Annotated in this window: 21 protein-coding genes; 12 read left to right on the top strand and 9 right to left on the bottom strand. The window is 66.0% G+C overall.

Going from position 1 to position 18,934, the window contains the following annotated elements:
• Nucleotides 1-6 precede the first annotated feature (6 nt).
• From V5B44_RS14310 to cobJ, 7 genes are read left to right on the top strand one after another with little or no spacing between them, the layout of a single operon-like run.
• A complete protein-coding gene (locus V5B44_RS14310; RefSeq protein WP_332359698.1) occupies nt 7-684 on the top strand; it encodes a precorrin-8X methylmutase in 678 nt (225 codons plus the stop codon).
• Entirely contained in the window at nt 681-1,823 is a 1,143-nt protein-coding gene (locus V5B44_RS14305) for a cobalt-precorrin-5B (C(1))-methyltransferase (RefSeq protein WP_332359697.1), read from the top strand. Before V5B44_RS14310 ends, V5B44_RS14305 begins: the two co-directional genes overlap by 4 nt.
• Nucleotides 1,810-3,120 (top strand): precorrin-6y C5,15-methyltransferase (decarboxylating) subunit CbiE, encoded by a 1,311-nt coding sequence (gene cbiE, locus V5B44_RS14300; RefSeq protein WP_332359696.1) that lies wholly within the window; start codon nt 1,810-1,812, stop codon nt 3,118-3,120. Before V5B44_RS14305 ends, cbiE begins: the two co-directional genes overlap by 14 nt.
• A complete protein-coding gene (cobI, locus tag V5B44_RS14295) occupies nt 3,117-3,914 on the top strand; it encodes a precorrin-2 C(20)-methyltransferase (RefSeq protein ID WP_332359695.1) in 798 nt (265 codons plus the stop codon). Before cbiE ends, cobI begins: the two co-directional genes overlap by 4 nt.
• A gap of 25 nt (nt 3,915-3,939) precedes the next feature.
• Complete coding sequence (locus V5B44_RS14290) at nt 3,940-4,680, top strand: cobalamin biosynthesis central domain-containing protein (protein WP_332359694.1); 741 nt, start codon at nt 3,940-3,942, stop codon at nt 4,678-4,680.
• Nucleotides 4,677-5,099, top strand: coding sequence for a cobalamin biosynthesis protein (locus V5B44_RS14285; RefSeq protein WP_332359693.1), 423 nt, complete (start codon nt 4,677-4,679; stop codon nt 5,097-5,099). The genes V5B44_RS14290 and V5B44_RS14285 overlap by 4 nt, the downstream gene beginning before the upstream one ends.
• Nucleotides 5,096-6,085, top strand: a complete 990-nt coding sequence (cobJ, locus tag V5B44_RS14280) for a precorrin-3B C(17)-methyltransferase (RefSeq protein WP_332359692.1) — start codon at nt 5,096-5,098, stop codon at nt 6,083-6,085. The genes V5B44_RS14285 and cobJ overlap by 4 nt, the downstream gene beginning before the upstream one ends.
• A gap of 233 nt (nt 6,086-6,318) precedes the next feature.
• Here the strand turns inward: cobJ and V5B44_RS14275 are convergent, their stop codons facing one another.
• The 8 genes from V5B44_RS14275 to V5B44_RS14240 form a co-directional block, all read right to left on the bottom strand.
• The gene (locus V5B44_RS14275) at nt 6,319-7,794 is read right to left on the bottom strand and encodes a DUF3375 domain-containing protein (protein ID WP_332359691.1); all 1,476 of its coding nucleotides are present in this window, start codon (nt 7,792-7,794) and stop codon (nt 6,319-6,321) included.
• Nucleotides 7,791-8,774 carry a hypothetical protein gene (locus tag V5B44_RS14270; RefSeq protein WP_332359690.1) on the bottom strand — a complete coding sequence of 328 codons (984 nt, stop codon included), beginning with the start codon at nt 8,772-8,774 and terminating at the stop codon, nt 7,791-7,793. The genes V5B44_RS14275 and V5B44_RS14270 overlap by 4 nt, the downstream gene beginning before the upstream one ends.
• Nucleotides 8,759-9,265 (bottom strand): hypothetical protein, encoded by a 507-nt coding sequence (locus V5B44_RS14265; protein ID WP_332359689.1) that lies wholly within the window; start codon nt 9,263-9,265, stop codon nt 8,759-8,761. The genes V5B44_RS14270 and V5B44_RS14265 overlap by 16 nt, the downstream gene beginning before the upstream one ends.
• Nucleotides 9,262-9,429 carry a hypothetical protein gene (locus tag V5B44_RS14260; RefSeq protein WP_332359688.1) on the bottom strand — a complete coding sequence of 56 codons (168 nt, stop codon included), beginning with the start codon at nt 9,427-9,429 and terminating at the stop codon, nt 9,262-9,264. Before V5B44_RS14260 ends, V5B44_RS14265 begins: the two co-directional genes overlap by 4 nt.
• The gene (locus V5B44_RS14255) at nt 9,426-9,665 is read right to left on the bottom strand and encodes a DUF2281 domain-containing protein (protein ID WP_332359687.1); all 240 of its coding nucleotides are present in this window, start codon (nt 9,663-9,665) and stop codon (nt 9,426-9,428) included. Before V5B44_RS14255 ends, V5B44_RS14260 begins: the two co-directional genes overlap by 4 nt.
• Nucleotides 9,666-9,707: 42 nt before the next feature.
• Nucleotides 9,708-11,060: an IS701 family transposase gene (locus V5B44_RS14250; protein ID WP_332357861.1), complete on the bottom strand. Its 1,353-nt coding sequence runs from the start codon at nt 11,058-11,060 to the stop codon at nt 9,708-9,710.
• A gap of 59 nt (nt 11,061-11,119) precedes the next feature.
• Nucleotides 11,120-11,551 carry a hypothetical protein gene (locus V5B44_RS14245; protein ID WP_332359686.1) on the bottom strand — a complete coding sequence of 144 codons (432 nt, stop codon included), beginning with the start codon at nt 11,549-11,551 and terminating at the stop codon, nt 11,120-11,122.
• A gap of 72 nt (nt 11,552-11,623) precedes the next feature.
• A complete protein-coding gene (locus V5B44_RS14240) occupies nt 11,624-12,775 on the bottom strand; it encodes an aminotransferase class V-fold PLP-dependent enzyme (RefSeq protein ID WP_332359685.1) in 1,152 nt (383 codons plus the stop codon).
• Nucleotides 12,776-13,087: 312 nt separating this feature from the next.
• Here V5B44_RS14240 and V5B44_RS14235 point away from each other — a divergent pair, with 312 nt between their 5' ends.
• Nucleotides 13,088-14,050, top strand: a complete 963-nt coding sequence (locus tag V5B44_RS14235) for a DUF808 domain-containing protein (protein ID WP_332359684.1) — start codon at nt 13,088-13,090, stop codon at nt 14,048-14,050.
• A 19-nt stretch (nt 14,051-14,069) separates the two neighbouring features.
• Here V5B44_RS14235 and V5B44_RS14230 read toward each other — a convergent pair whose 3' ends face one another.
• Nucleotides 14,070-15,017 carry a CysB family HTH-type transcriptional regulator gene (locus tag V5B44_RS14230; RefSeq protein WP_332359683.1) on the bottom strand — a complete coding sequence of 316 codons (948 nt, stop codon included), beginning with the start codon at nt 15,015-15,017 and terminating at the stop codon, nt 14,070-14,072.
• A gap of 104 nt (nt 15,018-15,121) precedes the next feature.
• On the opposite strand from V5B44_RS14230, the gene V5B44_RS14225 reads away from it, so the two are divergent.
• Genes V5B44_RS14225 through V5B44_RS14210 form a run of 4 tightly spaced genes read left to right on the top strand, consistent with a single transcriptional unit; the run spans nt 15,122 to nt 18,905 of the window.
• On the top strand, nt 15,122-15,898 hold the full coding sequence (locus V5B44_RS14225) for a sulfite exporter TauE/SafE family protein (RefSeq protein ID WP_332360048.1): 777 nt from the start codon (nt 15,122-15,124) through the stop codon (nt 15,896-15,898).
• Between the two features lie 55 nt (nt 15,899-15,953).
• Nucleotides 15,954-17,663, top strand: a complete 1,710-nt coding sequence (locus V5B44_RS14220) for a nitrite/sulfite reductase (protein ID WP_332359682.1) — start codon at nt 15,954-15,956, stop codon at nt 17,661-17,663.
• The gene (locus tag V5B44_RS14215; protein ID WP_332359681.1) at nt 17,656-18,177 is read left to right on the top strand and encodes a DUF934 domain-containing protein; all 522 of its coding nucleotides are present in this window, start codon (nt 17,656-17,658) and stop codon (nt 18,175-18,177) included. Before V5B44_RS14220 ends, V5B44_RS14215 begins: the two co-directional genes overlap by 8 nt.
• Nucleotides 18,174-18,905 carry a phosphoadenylyl-sulfate reductase gene (locus V5B44_RS14210; protein ID WP_332359680.1) on the top strand — a complete coding sequence of 244 codons (732 nt, stop codon included), beginning with the start codon at nt 18,174-18,176 and terminating at the stop codon, nt 18,903-18,905. Before V5B44_RS14215 ends, V5B44_RS14210 begins: the two co-directional genes overlap by 4 nt.
• Nucleotides 18,906-18,934: the final 29 nt, after the last annotated feature.

Genomic DNA, 18,934 nt, shown 5'->3' with positions numbered 1-18,934 from the left:
GTCGCCATGCACGCCAACACCGTTACCGAACAGCTCACCCCTGCCGGCCGCGCCATCGAACGCGACTCCTTCGCCATCATCGACGCCGAGGCCGGCCCACACGCCTACAGCGAGGAGCAATGGCCACTGGTCCGACGGATGATCCACGCCAACGCCGACTTCGAGTTCAACGGCCTCACGGTCTTCCACCCGGAGGCCATGCGCGCCGGCTTTGCCGCCATCCTGCAGGGCCACCGGCCGATCGTCGCCGACGTCGAAATGATCTGTGTCGGCCTCTCGGCGCCGCGCCTGCAGCACTTCGGCCTGAGCACCCATCACTACATTTCCGACCCCGATGTGATCGCACAGGCAAGCGCCGAGAACAGCACGCGGGCGGTGCAGGCGATGCGCAAGGCCTGGCGGCTGGGCAAGCTCGACGCTGCCATCGTCGGCATCGGCAATGCGCCGACCGCGCTGATCGAACTCGTCCGCCTGATCCGCGAACACGGCGTCCGGCCAGCACTGGTCGTCGGCATGCCGGTCGGTTTCGTCTCGGCGGCCGAAGCGAAGGATCTGCTGCGCACCGTCAGCGAGGTGCCCTGGATCACCATCAAGGGCCGCAAGGGCGGTTCGACGCTGGTCGTCGCGGCAATCCATGCCCTGCTCTCGCTGGCCGAGGCGGCGCAGAGACAACAGGCCGCATGAACGAAAAGGTCCGCAAGGGCGACACCCGGCGCGCGCGCGGCAACCGGACCGGCTTCACCACCGGCGTCTGCTCGGCGGCTGCGGCGCGTGCAGCGACTTGCGGCCTGCTCTCCGGAGAGGTGCCGGGCAGCGTCGTCTGCCGCCTGCCCAACGGCAGCGAAGCGAGCTTCGCGGTGCTCGACGGCCGCGTCGAGGGCGCCGGCCTCGAACGTGTTGCGCACGCGGTGATCGTCAAGGATGCCGGCGACGATCCGGACGCGACGCACGGTGCCCACCTCACCGCCGATGTCCGCTGGCTGCCGCAGCGTGCCGGCGAAATCGCGTTGCAGGGCGGCGCAGGCGTCGGCATCGTCACCAGGGAGGGTCTGGGCCTGGCGGTCGACGGCCCGGCGATCAATCCGGTGCCGCAGAGAAACATCCGCGACAACGTGCGCGCCGTGGCTGGCGACCACCTGGCGGTCGACGGCCTGGAAGTGACCATCTCCGTGCCCGGCGGCGAAGCAATGGCGAAGAAGACTCTGAATGCCCGCCTGGGCATCCTGAACGGCATCTCGATCCTCGGCACCACCGGCATCGTCCGGCCGTACTCGACCGCTGCCTTCCGCGCCAGCGTCGTGCAGGCGGTCGATGTGGCGGCGAAGCAGGGGCAGACCAGCGTCGTGTTCACCACCGGCGGGCGCAGCGAGAAATTCGCCATGCGCCAGTTGCCGACGCTCGACGAGGCCTGCTTCGTGCAGATGGGTGACTTCGTCAAGGCCGCTTTCGCCACCGCCGTCAAGCGCCGGATACGCGAGGTGTATGTCGGCGCGATGGTCGGCAAACTGACCAAGATGTGCCAGGGACTGGCGGTCACCCATGCCTGGCGGGCCGAGATCGACCGCGACATCCTGGCCGATGCGGCGCACTCCGTCGGTGCCCCGGGGGCACTGGTCGAGGAGATCCGCGCCGCTGAAACCGCCCGTTTCGCTGCCGAGAAGCTATCCAGGCTGGGCCTGACGGTTCCCTTCCACCGCGAGCTCGCGAGCAAGGCAATCCGCCGTCTCAAGGGCCAGTACCCCGGCGACTACCGGCTTGCCGCCCTGGTCTGCGATTTCGAAGGCCAGCTGATCTGCCGGGTGGACCAGCATGAAGCCCTCTGACCCGAGCCCTCGCCCGCGGTGCACCGTCGTCGGCATCCTCGACGACGGCTGGCGCGGCCTCTCCGAGGCCGCCCGCGACAGCCTGCGCAACGCCGGGCTGGTGATCGGTGCCGAGCGCACACTCCGACTCGTCCGGGCGGAGCTTGCCGCGGCCACCGAATGCCGCGACCTGGCTGGCGGCCTGAGCAGCAGCCCGGCCTGGATCAGGGAAGCACTGGCTAGCGGCCGCGGCGTCGCCGTGCTGGCGACCGGCGACCCGCTCTGCCACGGCATCGCCAGCACTCTGATCGAGCGGCTCGGCAGCGAGCTGATCACAGTGCTGCCGGCGCCGTCGACGCTGCAGATCGCCTTCGCCCGCTTCCGCAAGGTCTGGCAGGACGTGACCATCGCCTCCTGCCACAGCCAGGATGCCGGCGAATGGCACTTCGGCGCGACGCCGGCGCACGGCCTCTACCCGCTGATGCGGGCGATCGCACTGCACCGCCGGGTTTTCGCGTTTACCAGTCCGGCCAACAATCCGGCGCGCCTGGCACGGGCACTGATGGCCGCCGGCTACACCGACGACGCACGGATCTCTGTTGCCAGCCGCCTGCTCTTGCCCGATGAAGCGGTGTTCACCGACCTCGCGGCGGTGGACGCTGCCGGCATGGCCTTCAGCGAACCAGGGGTTGTCCTGGTCGAACGAGCCGACACCACAGCGGAACCTGCTTTCGGCAGGGAAGACTTCGAATATCTGCAGCGCACGCCGGAGAAGGGGCTGCTCACCAAACTGGAAGCGCGCGCCGTGTCGCTGGCCAAGCTGCGGCTGAAGAGCAACGCGATCGTCTGGGATATCGGCGCCGGTGCCGGATCGGTCGGTCTCGAATGTGCGCGTCTGGCGCCGCATGGCCACGTCTGGGCGATCGAGAAGAACGCCGACGACGCCGCCAACGCCCGCGCCAATGCCGCGCGCTTCCGCATCGGCAACTACACGCTGCACGAAGGCCGGGCGCCGGCCGGCCTCGCTGCCTGGCCCAATCCCGATGCCGTGTTCATCGGCGGTTCCGGCGGCGAACTGGCGACGCTGATCCGCCTGGTTCTCAGCCGCCTGAACACCGGCGGCCGGCTGGTGATGAACTTCGTCACCCTCGAAAACCTCGCCACGGCGACCGGCGCGCTGAGCGAACTCGGCGCCGCGTGGGAAGTCGTCCAGCTCCAGGCCAGCCGTAGCCAGCCGATTCTCAACATGCACCGCCTGGCGGCGCAGAACCCGGTCTGGATCGTTGCTGCCCACAACCCACAGAAGGGAAGCGCATGACCGAAATACCTCGCTACGGCAAACTGATCGGCGCCTCGCTCGGCCCCGGCGACCCCGAAATGATCACCCGCCGCGCCTGGGCGGCGCTGCAATCGGACGCCCGCTGGCTCTACCCGGTAAAAAAGGCCGAGGAATCGTCGTACGCGCTGTCGATCGTCGAGCGCGGCGGGCTGACCATCCCGGCTGATGCCCAGGAACTGATCTTCCCGATGACCCGCGACGCAGAGATCCTCGCCAGAGCCTGGATGCGCGCCGCCGACCGTACCGTCGAGCTGCTCGCCGAAGGTCGCGACCTGCTCTTCCTGGTCGAGGGTGACGCTTCGACCTTCTCGACCTTCGGCCATCTCGCGCGCGTCGTCCGCGACCTGGCCCCACAAGTCGAGGTCGAGACGATTCCCGGCGTATCTTCCTTCGCCGCCGCTGCCGCCGCGACCGGCACGCCGCTCGCAGAGGAAGACGAGACCTTCGCCATCATTCCCGCCGCCTATGGCATCGAGGTGATCGACCACCTGCTCGACGACTTCGACACGCTCGCCCTGCTCAAGGTCAAGCCACTGGTGGACGAGATCATCGAACTGCTCGAACGGCGCGGGCTGTTGGCCACTTCCTGTTTCATCGAGAAGGTCGGATCGCCGGAGCAACGGATCGTGCGCGACCTCGCCAGCCTGCAGGGGAGCAAGGTGAACTACCTGTCCCTGATGCTGGTCCAGAACCCCAAGCGCGAGCGCGGGGCCCTGCGCCGTGGCTGCCGCAGCCGCCGGGAGGCAGCCGCAGCTGCCGCGGCGACCGACTGACTTGCGCGACAGACCGCCGCCGACCATGAGAGTTGCCGTCGTTTCGATTACCCGTCATGGCATCGCGCTGGCCGGCCGGATCGTCGCCGCACTGCCCGGCGCGCAACTCTTCGCCCCGGAGAAGTTCCGCGTCGAGGCCGAAAGCGCTGCCGCCGGTGCTGCCCACTGCTACCAGGGCAAGGTCGGCGACCAGGTGCCGGCGCTGTTCGCGAACTTCGACGGCATCGTCGCCATCGTCTCGCTCGGCGCGGTCGTCCGCCTGATCGCGCCGCATCTGCAGGGCAAGGAGACCGACCCGGCGGTGGTGGTGGTCGACGAGGCCGGCAGGTTCGTCATTCCAGTGCTTTCCGGCCACCTGGGCGGTGCCAATTCGCTCGCCGGCCATCTCGCCACGGCGCTTGGCGCGACCGCCGTGCTGACGACCGCCTCGGACGCCCGCGCAACGATCGCCGTCGACCTCCTCGGCCGCGAGCTCGGCTGGACCTTCGACGCGACGCACGGCGAGTTGCTCCATTGCAGTGCGGCGATGGTCAATGACGAGCCGGTGGCACTGGTCCAGGAAGCGGGCGGTGCGGACTGGTGGGCCAACCATGCCAACGGCCGCAAGGGGCCGTTGCCGGCGAACGTGACGCTCTTCGCACGGCTCGAAGACGTCGCGCTCGAGCGCTTTACCGCCGTGCTCTGGATCAGCCGGCGCGTCATGCCCGCCGACTGCGCGGCGCGACTGGCCGGCCGCTGCGTCACCTATCGCCCGACGGCCGCATGAGCAGCGTTTCCGCCTCACCGCCGGGACCGGTCGCGCTCGGCCTGGGCTGCGACCGCGGCACACCGGCCGCCACGATCGCCCAGGCCATCGCCGAGGCTCTGGCGGCCTGCGGCGCTTCGCCGGCCGACGTCGTCGCCGTTGCCTCGATCGACCTCAAGGCCGATGAGCCGGGCCTGGCGGACGTCGCCGGGCAGCATGGCTGGAGCATCCGGTTCCACCCGGCGGCCGAACTCGCTGCCGTCGAAGTGCCAAACCCCTCCGAAATCGTCCGCCGGCACACCGGCACGCCGTCGGTCTCGGAAGCCGCGGCGCTGCTCGCCGCGGGCGCCGGCCCGAGCCACCTGATCGTCGAAAAATACAAGCTGCGCGGCCCCGATGGCCGCAACGCCACCGTCTCCATCGCAAGGATTGCCGCATGAACGCCAGCCCCGACTCGCCGCAAAAGACAGGAAAAATCATGCTCGTCGGCCTCGGTCCGGGCAGCCTCGGCCACCTCACCGCGCGCGCCCGGGAGGCCATTGCCGAGGCCGACACGGTAATCGGCTACGCCACCTATATCCGCCTGGTCGCCGACCTGCTGGCCGGCAAGGAAGTGGTCCGGAAGTCGATGACCGAGGAACTCGACCGTGCCATCGAGGCCCTCGAACGGGCGCGGCAAGGTCGCAAGGTGGCTATAGTGTCGTCCGGCGACGCGGGCGTTTACGGCATGGCCGGCCCCACCTTCGAGGTGCTGTTCCAGGCCGGCTGGACGCCGGAATCGGCGATCGAGGTGGAGATCGTCCCCGGTGCCTCGGCGCTCAACACCTGCGCCGCCCTCGTCGGCGCGCCACTGACGCACGACTTCTGCGCCATCTCGCTGTCCGACCTGCTGACCCCATGGCCGAGCATCGCCCGCCGGCTCGATGCCGTCGCCTACGCCGATTTCGTCGTCGCGCTGTACAACCCGAAGAGCGGGCGGCGCACCCGGCAGATCGCCGAGGCGCAACGCATCTTCCTGCGCCATCGCGACGCGCAGACGCCGGTGGCCATCGTCAAGTCGGCCTATCGCCCGAAGCAGCGCATCGAATTCACCACCCTGGAAAAAATGTCCGAAGCAGATATCGGCATGCTGACCACGGTGCTGATCGGCAATTCGAACACCTTCGTTCGCCACGGCCTGATGATCACCCCGCGCGGCTACAGCAACAAGTACGAAGTCGCCGATGGCGAGCGCGCCACGCGCGACGGTGAACAGGCCGGCCACTCGCTCTCGACCGGCCTCAATGGCTGGATCGAGAGCATCCAGCAAAGCGGCAGGTCGGCGGCTGAACTGGCGCAGGAATACCGCCTGCCGGCCGCCTACATCCAGTCGGTGCTCGACACACCGCTGGCAGAGGAAATGGCGGGAGAGGAAAGCGAGGCGTGAGGGCGGCCGGCAACCCGCCGGCCCATGGCCAGTGCAGCGCCCTGCCTGCGCCCCGCGACGCTTGATCCGTCATGGCCGACAGCTGGCGGGACCAGCGGCCACGCTCGTTCGCAAAGGTCGTCCAGATCGCTCGCCAGTCCTCATGGACCAACAGCCGGCACACGACACCTGCCCGGGATATTGCATCAGGCAAGGACCGAGCCTTGCCAGCCATTCGAGTAGATCTTGGCGGCTCATCTCGCTGGCGTTCTCACTCCATTGACGAAAATCACCCGCGACAGCCGCGCCTGCTTCAAATGTTGCTCACCGTCCGCGCCGATGCCTTGCCAGGCGATGACCTCGGTCGCCGTTTCGTCGATCACCGCCCTGAAGGTATCGTCGGCGAGTTGCAGGTAGGCGACCAGTTCGGCCAGGCCATGCTCGAGCGGCCGCGTCTCGCACAGCTCGCGCAGGGTCACCTGCGAGCGATCCTGCAGGGCGTGGCGAATATGCCGCGCGAGCTGCGCGCGATCGACCACCACCTGCGAGAACAGCACTGCGGCATCGACATCGGCGTCACCCGCATCGAGTGCCAGGTCGGCGATCGACGGCTTGATCGCCGGCGTGTGCAGCGGTCGTTCGATCGGCAGTTCGATGTCGGCAGCGGTGTCGGCGATGCTCATCACCGCACCCGTCGGCAGCGTGTCGCGCAGCGCCAGCGCCTTGGCCTCGATGCCGTGCAGGATGTCCATGATGCGGCGATTCTCCAGCCAGGCCTGGTCGTCGAGAAAGCGGCGCAGCTGCTGCGAGAGCTGGGCGACGGTGCGTTGCGTGTGCTCGCCGGCTTCCAGCCAGTCGTAATGCACCCGACGGGTGCGCACGTCGGGCCGCAGTTCGAGCACCGGCGGCAGCGCCAGCACCCGTTCGAGCAGCGCCGTCAACTCCTCCTGCCGGCGGCTCGACATCAGGAAATCCCAGAAGGCGCGAAAGCTGCGTCCCTGGTCGGAGTCGGCAATCGCGTCGCGCTCGCCCATGATTTCTTCAAGCAGCGCACCCTTGGCGCCTTCCCACAGCGCGATCCGCTCGCGCACGCGCCGGTCGAGGCCGCGAAAATTGTGCTCGACCTCGCGGAAGTCGGTGAGCAGCTCGCGCGCCAGCGCCGTGAACTGCTGGAAGCGATCCTTCAGTCCGGTGTCGTCGAGCATCGGCAGGTCGCCGGAGAGAACCCGCGCAATCTCGGCATCGATCTCGTCGCGCCGGCGCTGCAGTTCGGCGATACGCGCCTGCGGATCGGTCTCGCTGCCCTCGCTCATCTGCTTCAGCAGCTCGAAGAGGGTCAGCAGACGCGACTCGGTGCCGACGAAGCTGCGTTCGGCGAGCGTCGCCAGCCAGGCGATCGCCTTCTCGGTCGCCGGCATCAGATCGAAATGGGGCTCGTCCGACCCCTGCGTGTAATACTTACGCAGCCAGCCCTTGTCGTTCGCCGCCCAGTCGTTGAGGTAATCGAGCGCCGACTTCGGAAACCCCTCGCCGCCGCGGCGCTCGCGCAGCGCATACAGTTCGTCCTCGAGCGCTTCGGCCAGGTCGGCCTGTGCCATCACGCGCACATTCGGCGCGATGAACACGCGCTGCAAAAAACTCGCCACCAGCGGCGCGTGCTCCGAGCGCAGCAAGCGCCAGGCCGGGTGGCTCTGGCGCAGCAGGTCGAGAGTGGAGTAATCGAGGCTCATGACAGCAGAGCGTCAATCGCGTCCCAGCACTTCGCCGTGACCATCACGAAGCGACAGCGCCCCTCGGAGAACGCGGCCCACAAGCCGCCGATCATGCTGTCGTCCTCGGCGGACGCCCAGCGATTGGCGCCCTTGTATTCGACAGCCAGGGTCGTTGCGTCGGGCAGTCGGCAGACAAAATCGGGATAGAAGCGGCCATCCGCATTCTGCAGGAAGAATGAGCAGGCTTCCCGCCACACGAGTTGCGGCATCTGGAAGCACTCACCCAGCTCGGCAGGGGTCTGGAAAAACTCGATGGCGCTCGTGCGGCTTGCTTCGGCCGCCTGCCCAATGGCCGAAACGGCTGCTTCGGACGTGACCGTTGCCTTCAACACCTCACCCTCGTCTGCCGTCAGGGGCGCGCTGATGGTCAGGGTATTCAGCCGGGCATCCCAACTCAGCTTGCTGCGGATCGGTTTCGGCAGGCCCTTGAGATCTGGCCTTTCAGGCAGCGCGATGGTTACCGGCCGAACGAAGACCCGCCCCGCGTGGCCGTCGAGATCGAGCCGCGCCTGTTTGCTCGTCGCGGCGGTGACGAACTCGCTCACCTCGCGCCGCTCGAAGCCGGCACCCGTAACCAGGCGCTCGCGCAGTGCGTTCGCCGTCTCGGCGAAGTTGCGCGACACCACGAAGGCATACGACTGGTTGAGCAAGCGGCTTGACCGATGGCTGGCGCCTGGCTGCCGCAGTACCCGGCCGAGGAGTTGTTCGACTGCCGTCGCCGAATGCAGCGACGCCATGCTGACCAGAATGCAGGCAAACGGGCAATCCCAACCCTCGGCCAGAGCCTTCTGAGTGATGATGAACTTCACCGGACACGCTGGGTCGGCGACGCCCAGTCGATAGTCGGCGTCGATCTGTTCCAGCCCTTTCTCCTCGCCGGTGGCGACGACGATTTCCTCGGCCGGGATGTGATGATTGCCGATCAACTCGGCGTGCACCCGCTCGACAGCATGTCGAAAGCCAGTTCGGTACGGCTGTTGTGCGCCTCATCGACGCTCACGAAAGGCCGGTGCAGGCGCAGCACATTGGCCAGCGAATACGGCTTCACCTGCTCGACACCCTCGCCGTCGCCAAGCAGCGCGTTGCGCTGCGCCGCAGCGAGCTTCTCCAAGTGATGCATCAGCGCGCCGCTGGACTGGTACACCTTGCGGCACTCTTCGTCCTCGACCTGAAACGCCTGCCGGGTAGCCACGCTTTTCGCCGCCAGCCAGGTCTTGCCGCCGCCGGTGGGCACGCGCAGACAGAAATACGGCATGTCGGAAGAAAAACCCGACAGCGGGTTGTACGCCAATCCCCGACCCCAGAGCTGTTCGGTCGTCGCGGTGAAGGCCAGCGACGGCGATCGCTGTTCGTGGCAGGACTCGAAGTACGCTGTGATGCTTTCGAGGACCTGCGACTGATACGTCTTCGGAGCGAACCCGGCGATCATTGGCCCTGCCAGTTCTCGATGGACAAACCCGGCACTCGCGAGAACTCCGAAACATTGCGCGTCACGACACACAGGCCTCCCGCACGGGCCACACCTGCCGCGATTGCCGGATGTCCCTTCAGCAAGCCAATCCAGGCGTTCGAGTCGAGCAGGAAGCCACTCATTCGAGCGGATCCCTCGGAGCATCGCTTGGCAGATCGGCATCGTCGATTTCGTTCGGAAAATCATCGCCGAGACAACCTGCAAAGCGCTCGATGAAGGCGCTCGTTGTCAAGCGGGGAGCAACCATCGCTGCAATGTGGTAGCGCTTTTCCAAATAGGCAATGAAGTCGAGCGCTTCCCGCTGCAAGTGCGCCGGCAGCACCCGCACGTGAGCATCAATGGCGTCAGGCAGATTCATGTCTACACTCCTGTCATTAGTTCTACTTTGTCAGATTGTCTTTCAATCTAATGCTGAGAGCATGGCGGCTTGCTTTCTGTAGGCGGATTCCATGGCTTTGTGCCGCCGTCGATGCCTATCGATGATGGATGCCGCGAGGTCTTCGTCGGTGACGATCTTGGTAGGCAGCCGATGGCGCATGATCTCTATCAAGTCACGGCAGGAGAGCAGTTCAGCCGTCTCGCGATGGGCCAGGCGCTCCTTGGCCAGGAACATGGTGGCGATCATGACCAGGGCCATGTGATGGTGCCACGCCTGCCAGCGGCGGACCTGATACTCGGCCATGCCGCAGGCGCTCTTGGCCTCTCGGAAGGACTGCTCGACGAAATGGCGCGCTCCCTGCATTTCCGCCAAGCGGCGCAAAGACGCCCTGGGCTTGGCATTGGACAGGCCGAATTTGAGTTTCGTCCCATCGAGTTCCCGTCGTACCAGGAGATGCCAACGGCTCGCCAACGGCGCCTCGCCGTCCCAGACCCACACCCGCTGGGTGAGATAGTCGGCCATCACCTCGCCCTTCTCGCCGTCACGGATCGACAGACGCCCCCAGGCGGATGCCGACTGCGTGGCTGCCCACGCGGCCACCGTCATGGGCACCGCCGTGGTCCGCAGCCGACGGGGCGCTCGACCCTTCGACGAACGACGAGCCGCCACCGCGGGTGCGGGATCCTGGAGATAGATCGCCTGATCCGAATGCACCTCAGCGAAGAAGATCTCTCCCTCGACATCCAGTTCCCCGAGCAGCCAGGGCAAGTGCCCGTAGCCGCCATCAAAGGCGACGAAAGAGAAGTGCAAGCCTTCCCGCCTCAGGCGAATTACCATGTCCAGAGCGATCTCGCCCTTGGTGCGGAACGTCTGCGCCTCCTCAGGCACCCCCACCGCCTCGCAACGTGTCGTATCTTTGGCCCACTTCTCCGGCAGATACAAGTCGGCATCCACCACGCTTGCTACGCCATCGCGCGTCACCGCCGCGAAGACGCCCACCTGACAGTTATCGACCTTCCCCAAGCGACCGTTCCACTGCCGCGCCACGCCCGCGGACATGTTTCCCTTCTTCCCGAACGCGCTCTCGTCCAGGAGTAGAGCGCTGGGATAGCCGAAGTGGGCGTTGGCATCGACCACCAGTTGCCGACGCACCGCGCGCCGATCCCAATTGGATTCGCTAAGCATATGATGCAGTGGCTGATAGCGGCTGTCGGATACGGTTTCCGCCATGCACTCCAGGTTACGGCGCGAACTCTGGAACAGCCCGTGCAGATACCGGCGCGCGGTGTCTTCTACCGAACGGGTCCGGCTTCGAAAGCAATGGAGATAGGGCGCGAAGTGCGAATCGAAGTGCTCGAGTGCCGAAGCGACCAGCGAAGATATGCTATCGACGTAATGGAGTTGACATTGTCATTTACAACTCCATGAATAGATTAAACAATCACGACGTATGGCATTCTAGCACATGACAAACGCAGATCACAGGAAGGCGAATACGAATCTGACAAAGTAGAATTAGATGGGCCGCGAGATGGTCGGGAATTTCCGCATGCATCATGGGCCGTCACTGGATTGCTCCCCTGGCCTGCCGAAGCGACCTCTTGCAGGTCGGCCGGCTTGATACAACGCATCCGCCCATCTTCTGAAACAATCAGATCGGTATTGGTGAGGATGGCGGTTCTTCTCGCCGCCTTAGCCGCACGCAGCAGCGCGTCCCATGAACCGCGCAAGTCGGGATTTCTTGCCGATTCGAGAGGATTCTTCATCCATATATCCAGCGCGTAGGGAGTTTGCCTGAAGCTGATGCCCTCACGCGCGGCGCGGGCGCCCATGCGGGAGGCAGCAGCGTAAATCAGTTCGGGCACCGCCTCGAGCAGACGGCATGGCACGGCCTGACGACGGCATCCTTACCGAACCAGTTGAGTGTCGGCACAATCTCAAGGCGCCGGCTGCGGGTTCACGCGCGTCACCTCATCGAGCGCATCGGCGAGGTTGCGCACCGTGCGGTCGGGATTGTGTAGTTTTTCGAGGCCGAACAGGCCGATGCGAAAGGTGGTGAAATCGGCCGGCTCGTCGCACTGCAGCGGCACGCCGGCAGCGGTCTGGACGCCGATGGCGACGAACTTCCTACCCGACTGGATCTCCGGATCGTCCGTGTAGCTGACGACGACGCCCGGCGCCTGGAAGCCCTCGGCGGCGACGCTCCTGAAGCCCTTGCCGGTCAGCAAAGCGCGCACGCGCAGGCCGACTTCAAGCTGCTCCTGGCGGACGCGCTCGAAACCGTAGTTTTCGGTTTCGCGCATCACGTCACGCAAGGCTGCCAGCGCGTCGGTCGGCATGGTCGCATGATAGGCGTGGCCGCCACTTTCAAAGGTCTCCATGATCTGCATCCACTTCTTGAGGTCGCAGGCAAAGCTGCTGCTGGTGGTGGCGTCGATCCTGGCGCGGGCACGCTCGCCAAGCACCACCAGCGCGCAGCAGGGCAAACCGGTCCAGCCTTTCTGGGGGGCACTGATCAGCACATCAACCGCGTTGGCGGCCATGTCGACCCAGACGGCGCCGGAAGCGACGCAATCGAGGACGAAAAGACCATCGACCGCGCGCACCGCCTCACCGACGGCACGCAGGTAGTCGTTGGGCAGAATCATTCCGGAAGCGGTTTCGACGTGCGGCGCGAAGACGAGGTCGGGCTTCTCTTCGCGAATGCGCTCGACGACCTCCTCGATCGGCGGCGGGATGAACGGCGACTGCGGCTCGTCGCTGACCCGACGCGCCTTGAGGACGATGCTCGCCGATGGAATCGCTCCCATGTCGAGAATCTGCGTCCAGCGGAAGCTGAACCAGCCGTTGCGGATGATCAGGCACTTTCTGTCGGTGGCAAACTGGCGGGCGACGGCTTCCATGCCGAAGGTTCCGCTGCCTGGCACGACGATCGCCGTCTTGCCGTTGTAGACCGTCTTGAGAATCCGTGCGATGTCCTTCATCACGCCCTGGAAGCGTTGCGACATGTGGTTCAGCGAGCGGTCGGTATAGACCACCGAGTATTCAAGCAGACCATCGGGATCGGGTTGGGGCAGCAGTGCAGGCACGATTGTCTCCAGTTGTCAGGTGAGAGCGTTGTTTGTGGTCAGGAAAGGACGGGGAGCATAACGCCAAGTCCGCACCACGCGCTAGTCACACAGGGCCGAGGTGGCGAAATGCACACGGCCGGATCCTGGTGGCGCGGACCGGCAAACCGTGCATCCTGGTTGAAGAGCGTCCTGTCCGTCGTCTCGCCCGCGCTGGCGGCAGGCCAGCCTGTTGGGCCGATGGCGCAACGCGAATCGCCTTATGCCCTAGAATCCGGGGTTTTCAGACCGCCGCGACCGCGGCGGCGCTGACCTTCAGAAGGGGACACCTCAATGGCCGGAGCCAGCCTGCTTGCCCTGATCGATGATATTGCCTCGGTCCTCGACGACGTTGCCCTGATGACCAAGGTGGCCGCGAAGAAGACTGCCGGCGTATTGGGCGACGATCTGGCGCTGAACGCGCAGCAGGTGTCCGGGGTACGCGCCGAGCGCGAGCTGCCGGTGGTCTGGGCGGTCGCTGTCGGTTCGCTGAAGAACAAGCTGATCCTGGTGCCGGCGGCGCTGGCGATCAGCCGCTTCATCCCCTGGGCGGTGACGCCGCTGCTGATGCTTGGCGGCCTTTACCTGTGCCTCGAGGGGGTCGAGAAGCTGGCCCACCGCTGGCTGCACAAGGCCGGCGACGACGACCGGCACGCCGAGCAACTGGCTGCCGCGCTGGCCGACGAAAAGGTCGACCTGGCAGCATTCGAGGCCGACAAGATCAAGGGCGCCATCCGGACCGACTTCGTTCTCTCGGCCGAAATTGTCGTCATCGCCCTCGGCACCGTCGCTGACCAGCCTTTCACCACCCAGGTCGCGGTGCTGTCGGGGATCGGCCTGATCATGACCGTCGGCGTCTATGGGGTCGTCGCCGGTATCGTCAAGATGGATGATCTCGGGCTCCACCTGCTCACCCGGAGCGGCGCGCTGGCGCGCACGATCGGCAGGGGCCTGCTGCTGGCGGCGCCGCGCCTGATGAAGGCGCTAACGGTGATCGGTACGGCCGCGATGTTCATGGTCGGCGGCGGCATCCTCACGCACGGACTGCCGCTGCATCACTTCATCGCGCATGCGGCCGAGCTGGCTGGTGGCCTCCCGGCCGTCGGTGGTGTACTCAGGGCCGTGACCCCGCTGCTGCTCGACGTGCTGGTCGGCATCGTCGGCGGCAGCCTGACCCTGCTTGGCGTCAAGGCGGTTTCTGCCGCCCGGGCCGCGCTCGGCAAACCGGGCAACCGTCAGCCACCACCCCTGCACTGACCTTGTCGTCAGCGCGGCGTCAAAGCTGATACTCGTCCGCCGGACGCGCGCCGGCCATCGCCAGGTCGACCGCCTTGCGGGTCAGGTGCGAGGCAAAGAGTTCGATGAAATCGTATTCGTAGCGACGGAGGCGGGTGCCGCGGCGCAGCCCGATGCGCGTCGTGTTCGAGCCGAACAGATGCTCGGCGGCGATCGCCTGCAAGCCGACGTCGCGCAGCGGATCGAAAGCCATGCGGGCGATGATCCCGAGCCCCAGGCCGAGTCCGACGTAGGTCTTGATGACGTCGGCGTCGATGGCGCTGAGTACCACGTTGGGTGTCAGTTGCGCCAGTTCGAAAGCCTTGTTGATGCGTGAGCGACCGGTGAAGGCGGAGTCGTAGGTCACCAGTGGCCAGCGCGCGAGCGCGGCCAGCGATAGCGGCTGTTCGCCGAGGATCGGATGCCCGTCGGGGGCGATCACGCAGTGCACCCACTGGTAGCAGGGCAGCATCACCAGTTCCGGATACTGGTCTAGCGCCTCGGTGGCGATGGCGATGTCGGCCTCGCCTTTCAGCGTCAACTCGGCGATCTGCGTCGGATGGCCCTGATGCAGGGACAGCCTGACCCTGGGATGGCGATCGACGAAGCGCTTGACGACGGCCGGCAGGGCGTAACGCGCCTGCGTATGCGTCGTTGCGATGACCAGGCTGCCGGAGTCGCCACCGGCGTACTCCTCGCCGACGCGCCGGATGTTCTCCGCGTCGCGCAGCATGCGTTCGGCAATCGCGATCACCGCCCGCCCCGGCTCGGTGATCGCCAGCAGGCGCTTGCCGCCGCGCTCGAAAACGACGACTCCGAGTTCGTCCTCGAGCAGCTTGATCTGCTTGGAAACCCCGGGCTGCGAGGTATGCAGCGCTTCCGCCGCCTCGGAAACGTTGAGGCCACGGCGCGCGACTTCGACGAGATAGCGGAGCTGCTGGAGCTTCATGGCGGCTGTACAATACGATTGGTTATAAGAATCTAACTGAATATTCTTTTTCGATCAAACCTTGCGCTGCTACCATGCGCGCACTTTTTCTGTTGCGGCGCGCCATGGACTGGATGTACACCCTGTCGGGTTTTGTTGTCGGCGCCATCGTCGGTCTCACCGGGGTAGGCGGCGGCTCGCTGATGACGCCATTGCTGGTGATGCTGTTCGGCATCCACCCGGCGACGGCGGTCGGCACCGACCTGCTCTACGCGGCGATCACCAAGGCCGGCGGCACCGTCGTCCATGCCCGCAAGGGACACGTCGATTGGCGCGTCACCCGTCTGCTGGCCAGCGGCAGCATCCCGGCAGCGTTGCTGACCGTCTGGGTGCTTTCCTTGCTGCCGAAGCAGAGCGCGGCCGTCTCGCAGATCATTTCCGTCTCGCTCGGTGTCGCCCTGCTGCTGACCGCTGCCGCGATCATCTTTCGCCAGAGGCTGCAGCGGCAGGCGCTGGCACACGCCGACGATGCCGCGCACACGCAGTTCCGGGCACCGATCACGGTCGCCGTCGGGGCGCTGCTCGGCGTGCTGGTGACGGTCTCGTCGGTTGGCGCTGGCGCTCTCGGCGTCGCCGTGCTGTTCTATCTCTACCCACGCCTGCCGACGATTCGCGTCGTCGGCAGCGATGTCGCCCACGCCGTGCCGCTGACGCTGGTTGCCGGCCTCGGGCACTGGCTGATCGGCAGCGTCGACTGGTCACTGCTCGGCAGCCTGCTGCTCGGCTCGCTGCCCGGGATCTGGCTTGGCAGCCACGCTTCGGCGAAAGTACCCGACCGCATTCTGCGCCCGATCCTGGCCGGCATGCTGGTGCTGATCGGTGGCAAGCTGATCGCCCAGTAGCTGCCGTTGCACCACCGGCAACCGGCCACGACCGCATTCAACCAAGGAACGAGCAATGTATCGCTACGACAGTACTGACCAACAGATCATCGACCAGCGGGTGGCCCAGTATCGCGACCAGATGGCCCGGCATCTGGCTGGCGAGCTATCGACCGACGAGTTGCGCCCGCTGCGCCTGCAGAATGGCCTCTACATCCAGCGGCACGGACCGATGCTGCGCATCGCCATCCCGTACGGCATGCTGTCGGCGGCGCAACTGCGCAAGCTGGCCGAGATCTCGCGCCGTTACGACCGCGGCGTCGGCCACTTCACAACCCGCCAGAACATGCAGCTCAACTGGCCGCAATTCGAGGAAACGCCGGACATCCTGGCTGAACTGGCGAGCGTCGAAATGCACGCCGTGCAGACCTCCGGCAACTGCGTGCGCAACATCACCACCGATCAGTTCGCAGGCGTCGCGCCGGACGAACTGACCGACCCACGCCCGTATTGCGAGTTGCTGCGGCAATGGTCGACCTTCCACCCGGAATTCGCCTTCCTGCCGCGCAAGTTCAAGATTGCCGTCAATGCGGCGGCGCAGGACCGGGCGGTGATTCGCGCCCACGATATCGGCCTCGATCTGGTGAGCGACGACCGCGGTGAAATCGGCTTCCGCGTTTTTGTCGGTGGCGGGCTGGGCCGCACGCCAATTCTCGGCAAGCAGGTGCGCGATTTCCTTCCGCGCCGGCATCTGCTCTCCTACCTCGATGCCATCCTGCGCGTCTATAACCGCTACGGTCGCCGCGACAACATGTACAAGGCGCGGATCAAGATCCTCGTCCAGGCGCTCGGTATCGAGGAGTTTGCCCGTCAGGTCGAGGAAGAGTGGTCGCACCTGCGCGACGGCCCGACGACGGTACCTGACGAGGAGTTCGCGCGCATCGCGCAGCATTTCTCGCCACCGCCCTGGGAGACGCTGCCCTCGCCAGACCCGGCACACCTGAACAGAATCGAGGCTGACCGGGCCTTCGCCAGCTGGGTCAAGCGCTGCGTTCATGTGCACAGGACGCCTGGCTACGCCGCCGTCACCCTGTCGCTCAAAGCTCCCGGCGTCGCTCCCGGTGACATCACCGACGGCCAGATGATCGCCGTCGCCGAACTCGCCGAGCGTTTCAGCTTTGGCGAACTGCGCGTCACGCACGAACAGAATGTGGTGCTCGCCGACGTCCGCCAGCGCGATGTCTACGAAGTCTGGCAGATCGCCCGCAGCCATCGGCTGGCGACCGCGAACATCGGCCTGCTGACCGACATGATCTGCTGCCCGGGCGGTGACCTCTGCGCGCTGGCCAACGCCCGCTCGATCCCGATCGCCACGGCGGTGCAGGACAGATTCGACGACCTCGACTACCTGTACGACATCGGTGACATATCGCTCAACATCTCCGGCTGCATGAACTCCTGCGGCCATCACCACGTCGCCAACATCGGCATCCTTGGCGTCGACAAGAACGACGAGGAGTGGTACCAGATCACCATCGGCGGCCAGCAGGGCAAGGAGGCAGCGATCGGCAAGGTGATCGGACCTTCGTTCTATGCGCAGGAAGTCCCAGAGGTCATCGCAGCGCTGATCGCCGTCTATCTCGAACAGCGGACGCCGAGCGAGCGCTTCATCGACACCCTGCAGCGAATCGGCATCGAGCCGTTCAAGACACGCGCCTATGCCGGCCGCGACCGCCGCCGGCCAGCCAAGGTAGACAACAGGGAAAAGGAGGTCGTCAATGCCTAGGATCATCAGGAACACGAGCATCGTCGAAGACGACTGGCAGGTCCTCACCCTGGCCGAGGGCGAGACGCCGGCAGCGGTCGCCCTGCCTGCCGGGCCGGTGCTGCTGCCACTGGCAGTCTGGCTGGCACGGCGGGACGAGATCATCGCTGGCGGCCGTCCAATCGGCGTCTGGCTCGACAGCCATGAGGGGCCCGAAGCGCTGGCCGGCGACGTCGACCGTTTCGCCGTCATCGCCGTCAATTTCCCGAAGTTCACCGACGGCCGCAGCTATTCGAGCGCCCGCCTGCTACGCGAGCGCTATCATTTTGCCGGCGAGATTCGCGCCATCGGCGACGTGCTGCAGGACCAGCTCTTCTACATGCAGCGTTGCGGCATCGACGCCTACGCGCTGCGCGGCGACAAGGACATCGACCGGGCGCTGGCCGGGCTGTCGGTATTCAGCGAAACCTACCAGGCGGCGGTCGACCAGCCCTACCCGCTGTTCCGCCGGCGCCAGGCACAGGGATCGGCATGAGGACGAGGATCAATCTGCACGACCAGGCCCTGCGCGACAGCCTCGCGGGACGGGTCGCCGCCGCGCGCATGCTGTTGTGCGAGATCGCCAGGGACTTCTCGCCAGCGGCCTTTGCCAGCAGTCTTGGTGCCGAAGACATGGTGCTCACCGACCTGATCGTCCGTGATCGGCTCGACATCGAAATCTTCTCGCTCGACACCGGTCGCCTGCCGCTCGAGACCTACGAGCTGATCGCCGCAGTGAAAAGACACTACGGCCTGGCGCTGCGCCTCTACTATCCGCGCCACGATCTGGTCGAGGCCTACACCCACGCCAACGGCATCAACGCCTTCTACGAATCGGTCGAGCTGCGCAAGGGCTGCTGTTTCGTGCGCAAGGTCGAACCCTTGCAGCGCGCTCTGGCGGGCCGCAAGGCATGGATCACCGGTCTGCGGGCGGCGCAGTCGGCGACCCGCGATGGGCTGCCAGTGCGCAGCTTCGACGCCGCCAACGGCGATGGCGGCCTCGAAAAGTTCAACCCGCTTGCGGCATGGAGCGAGGACGAAGTGTGGGCCTACATCATGCTCAACGAGGTGCCCTACAATGCGCTGCACGACAGCTTCTACCCGAGCATCGGCTGCGCACCCTGCACGCGGCCGATCACGCCCGGCGAAGATGTTCGCGCTGGCCGCTGGTGGTGGGAGAATCCCGAATCGAAAGAATGTGGTCTGCACGTCAGGCGCGCCTGACATCCCGACGGAAGACATCCGGCCAGCAC

This window comes from Candidatus Accumulibacter necessarius (assembly GCF_036625085.1).
Note: the sequence above shows the minus strand (reverse complement) of the source record. Positions and strands in the feature narration are given on the sequence as shown.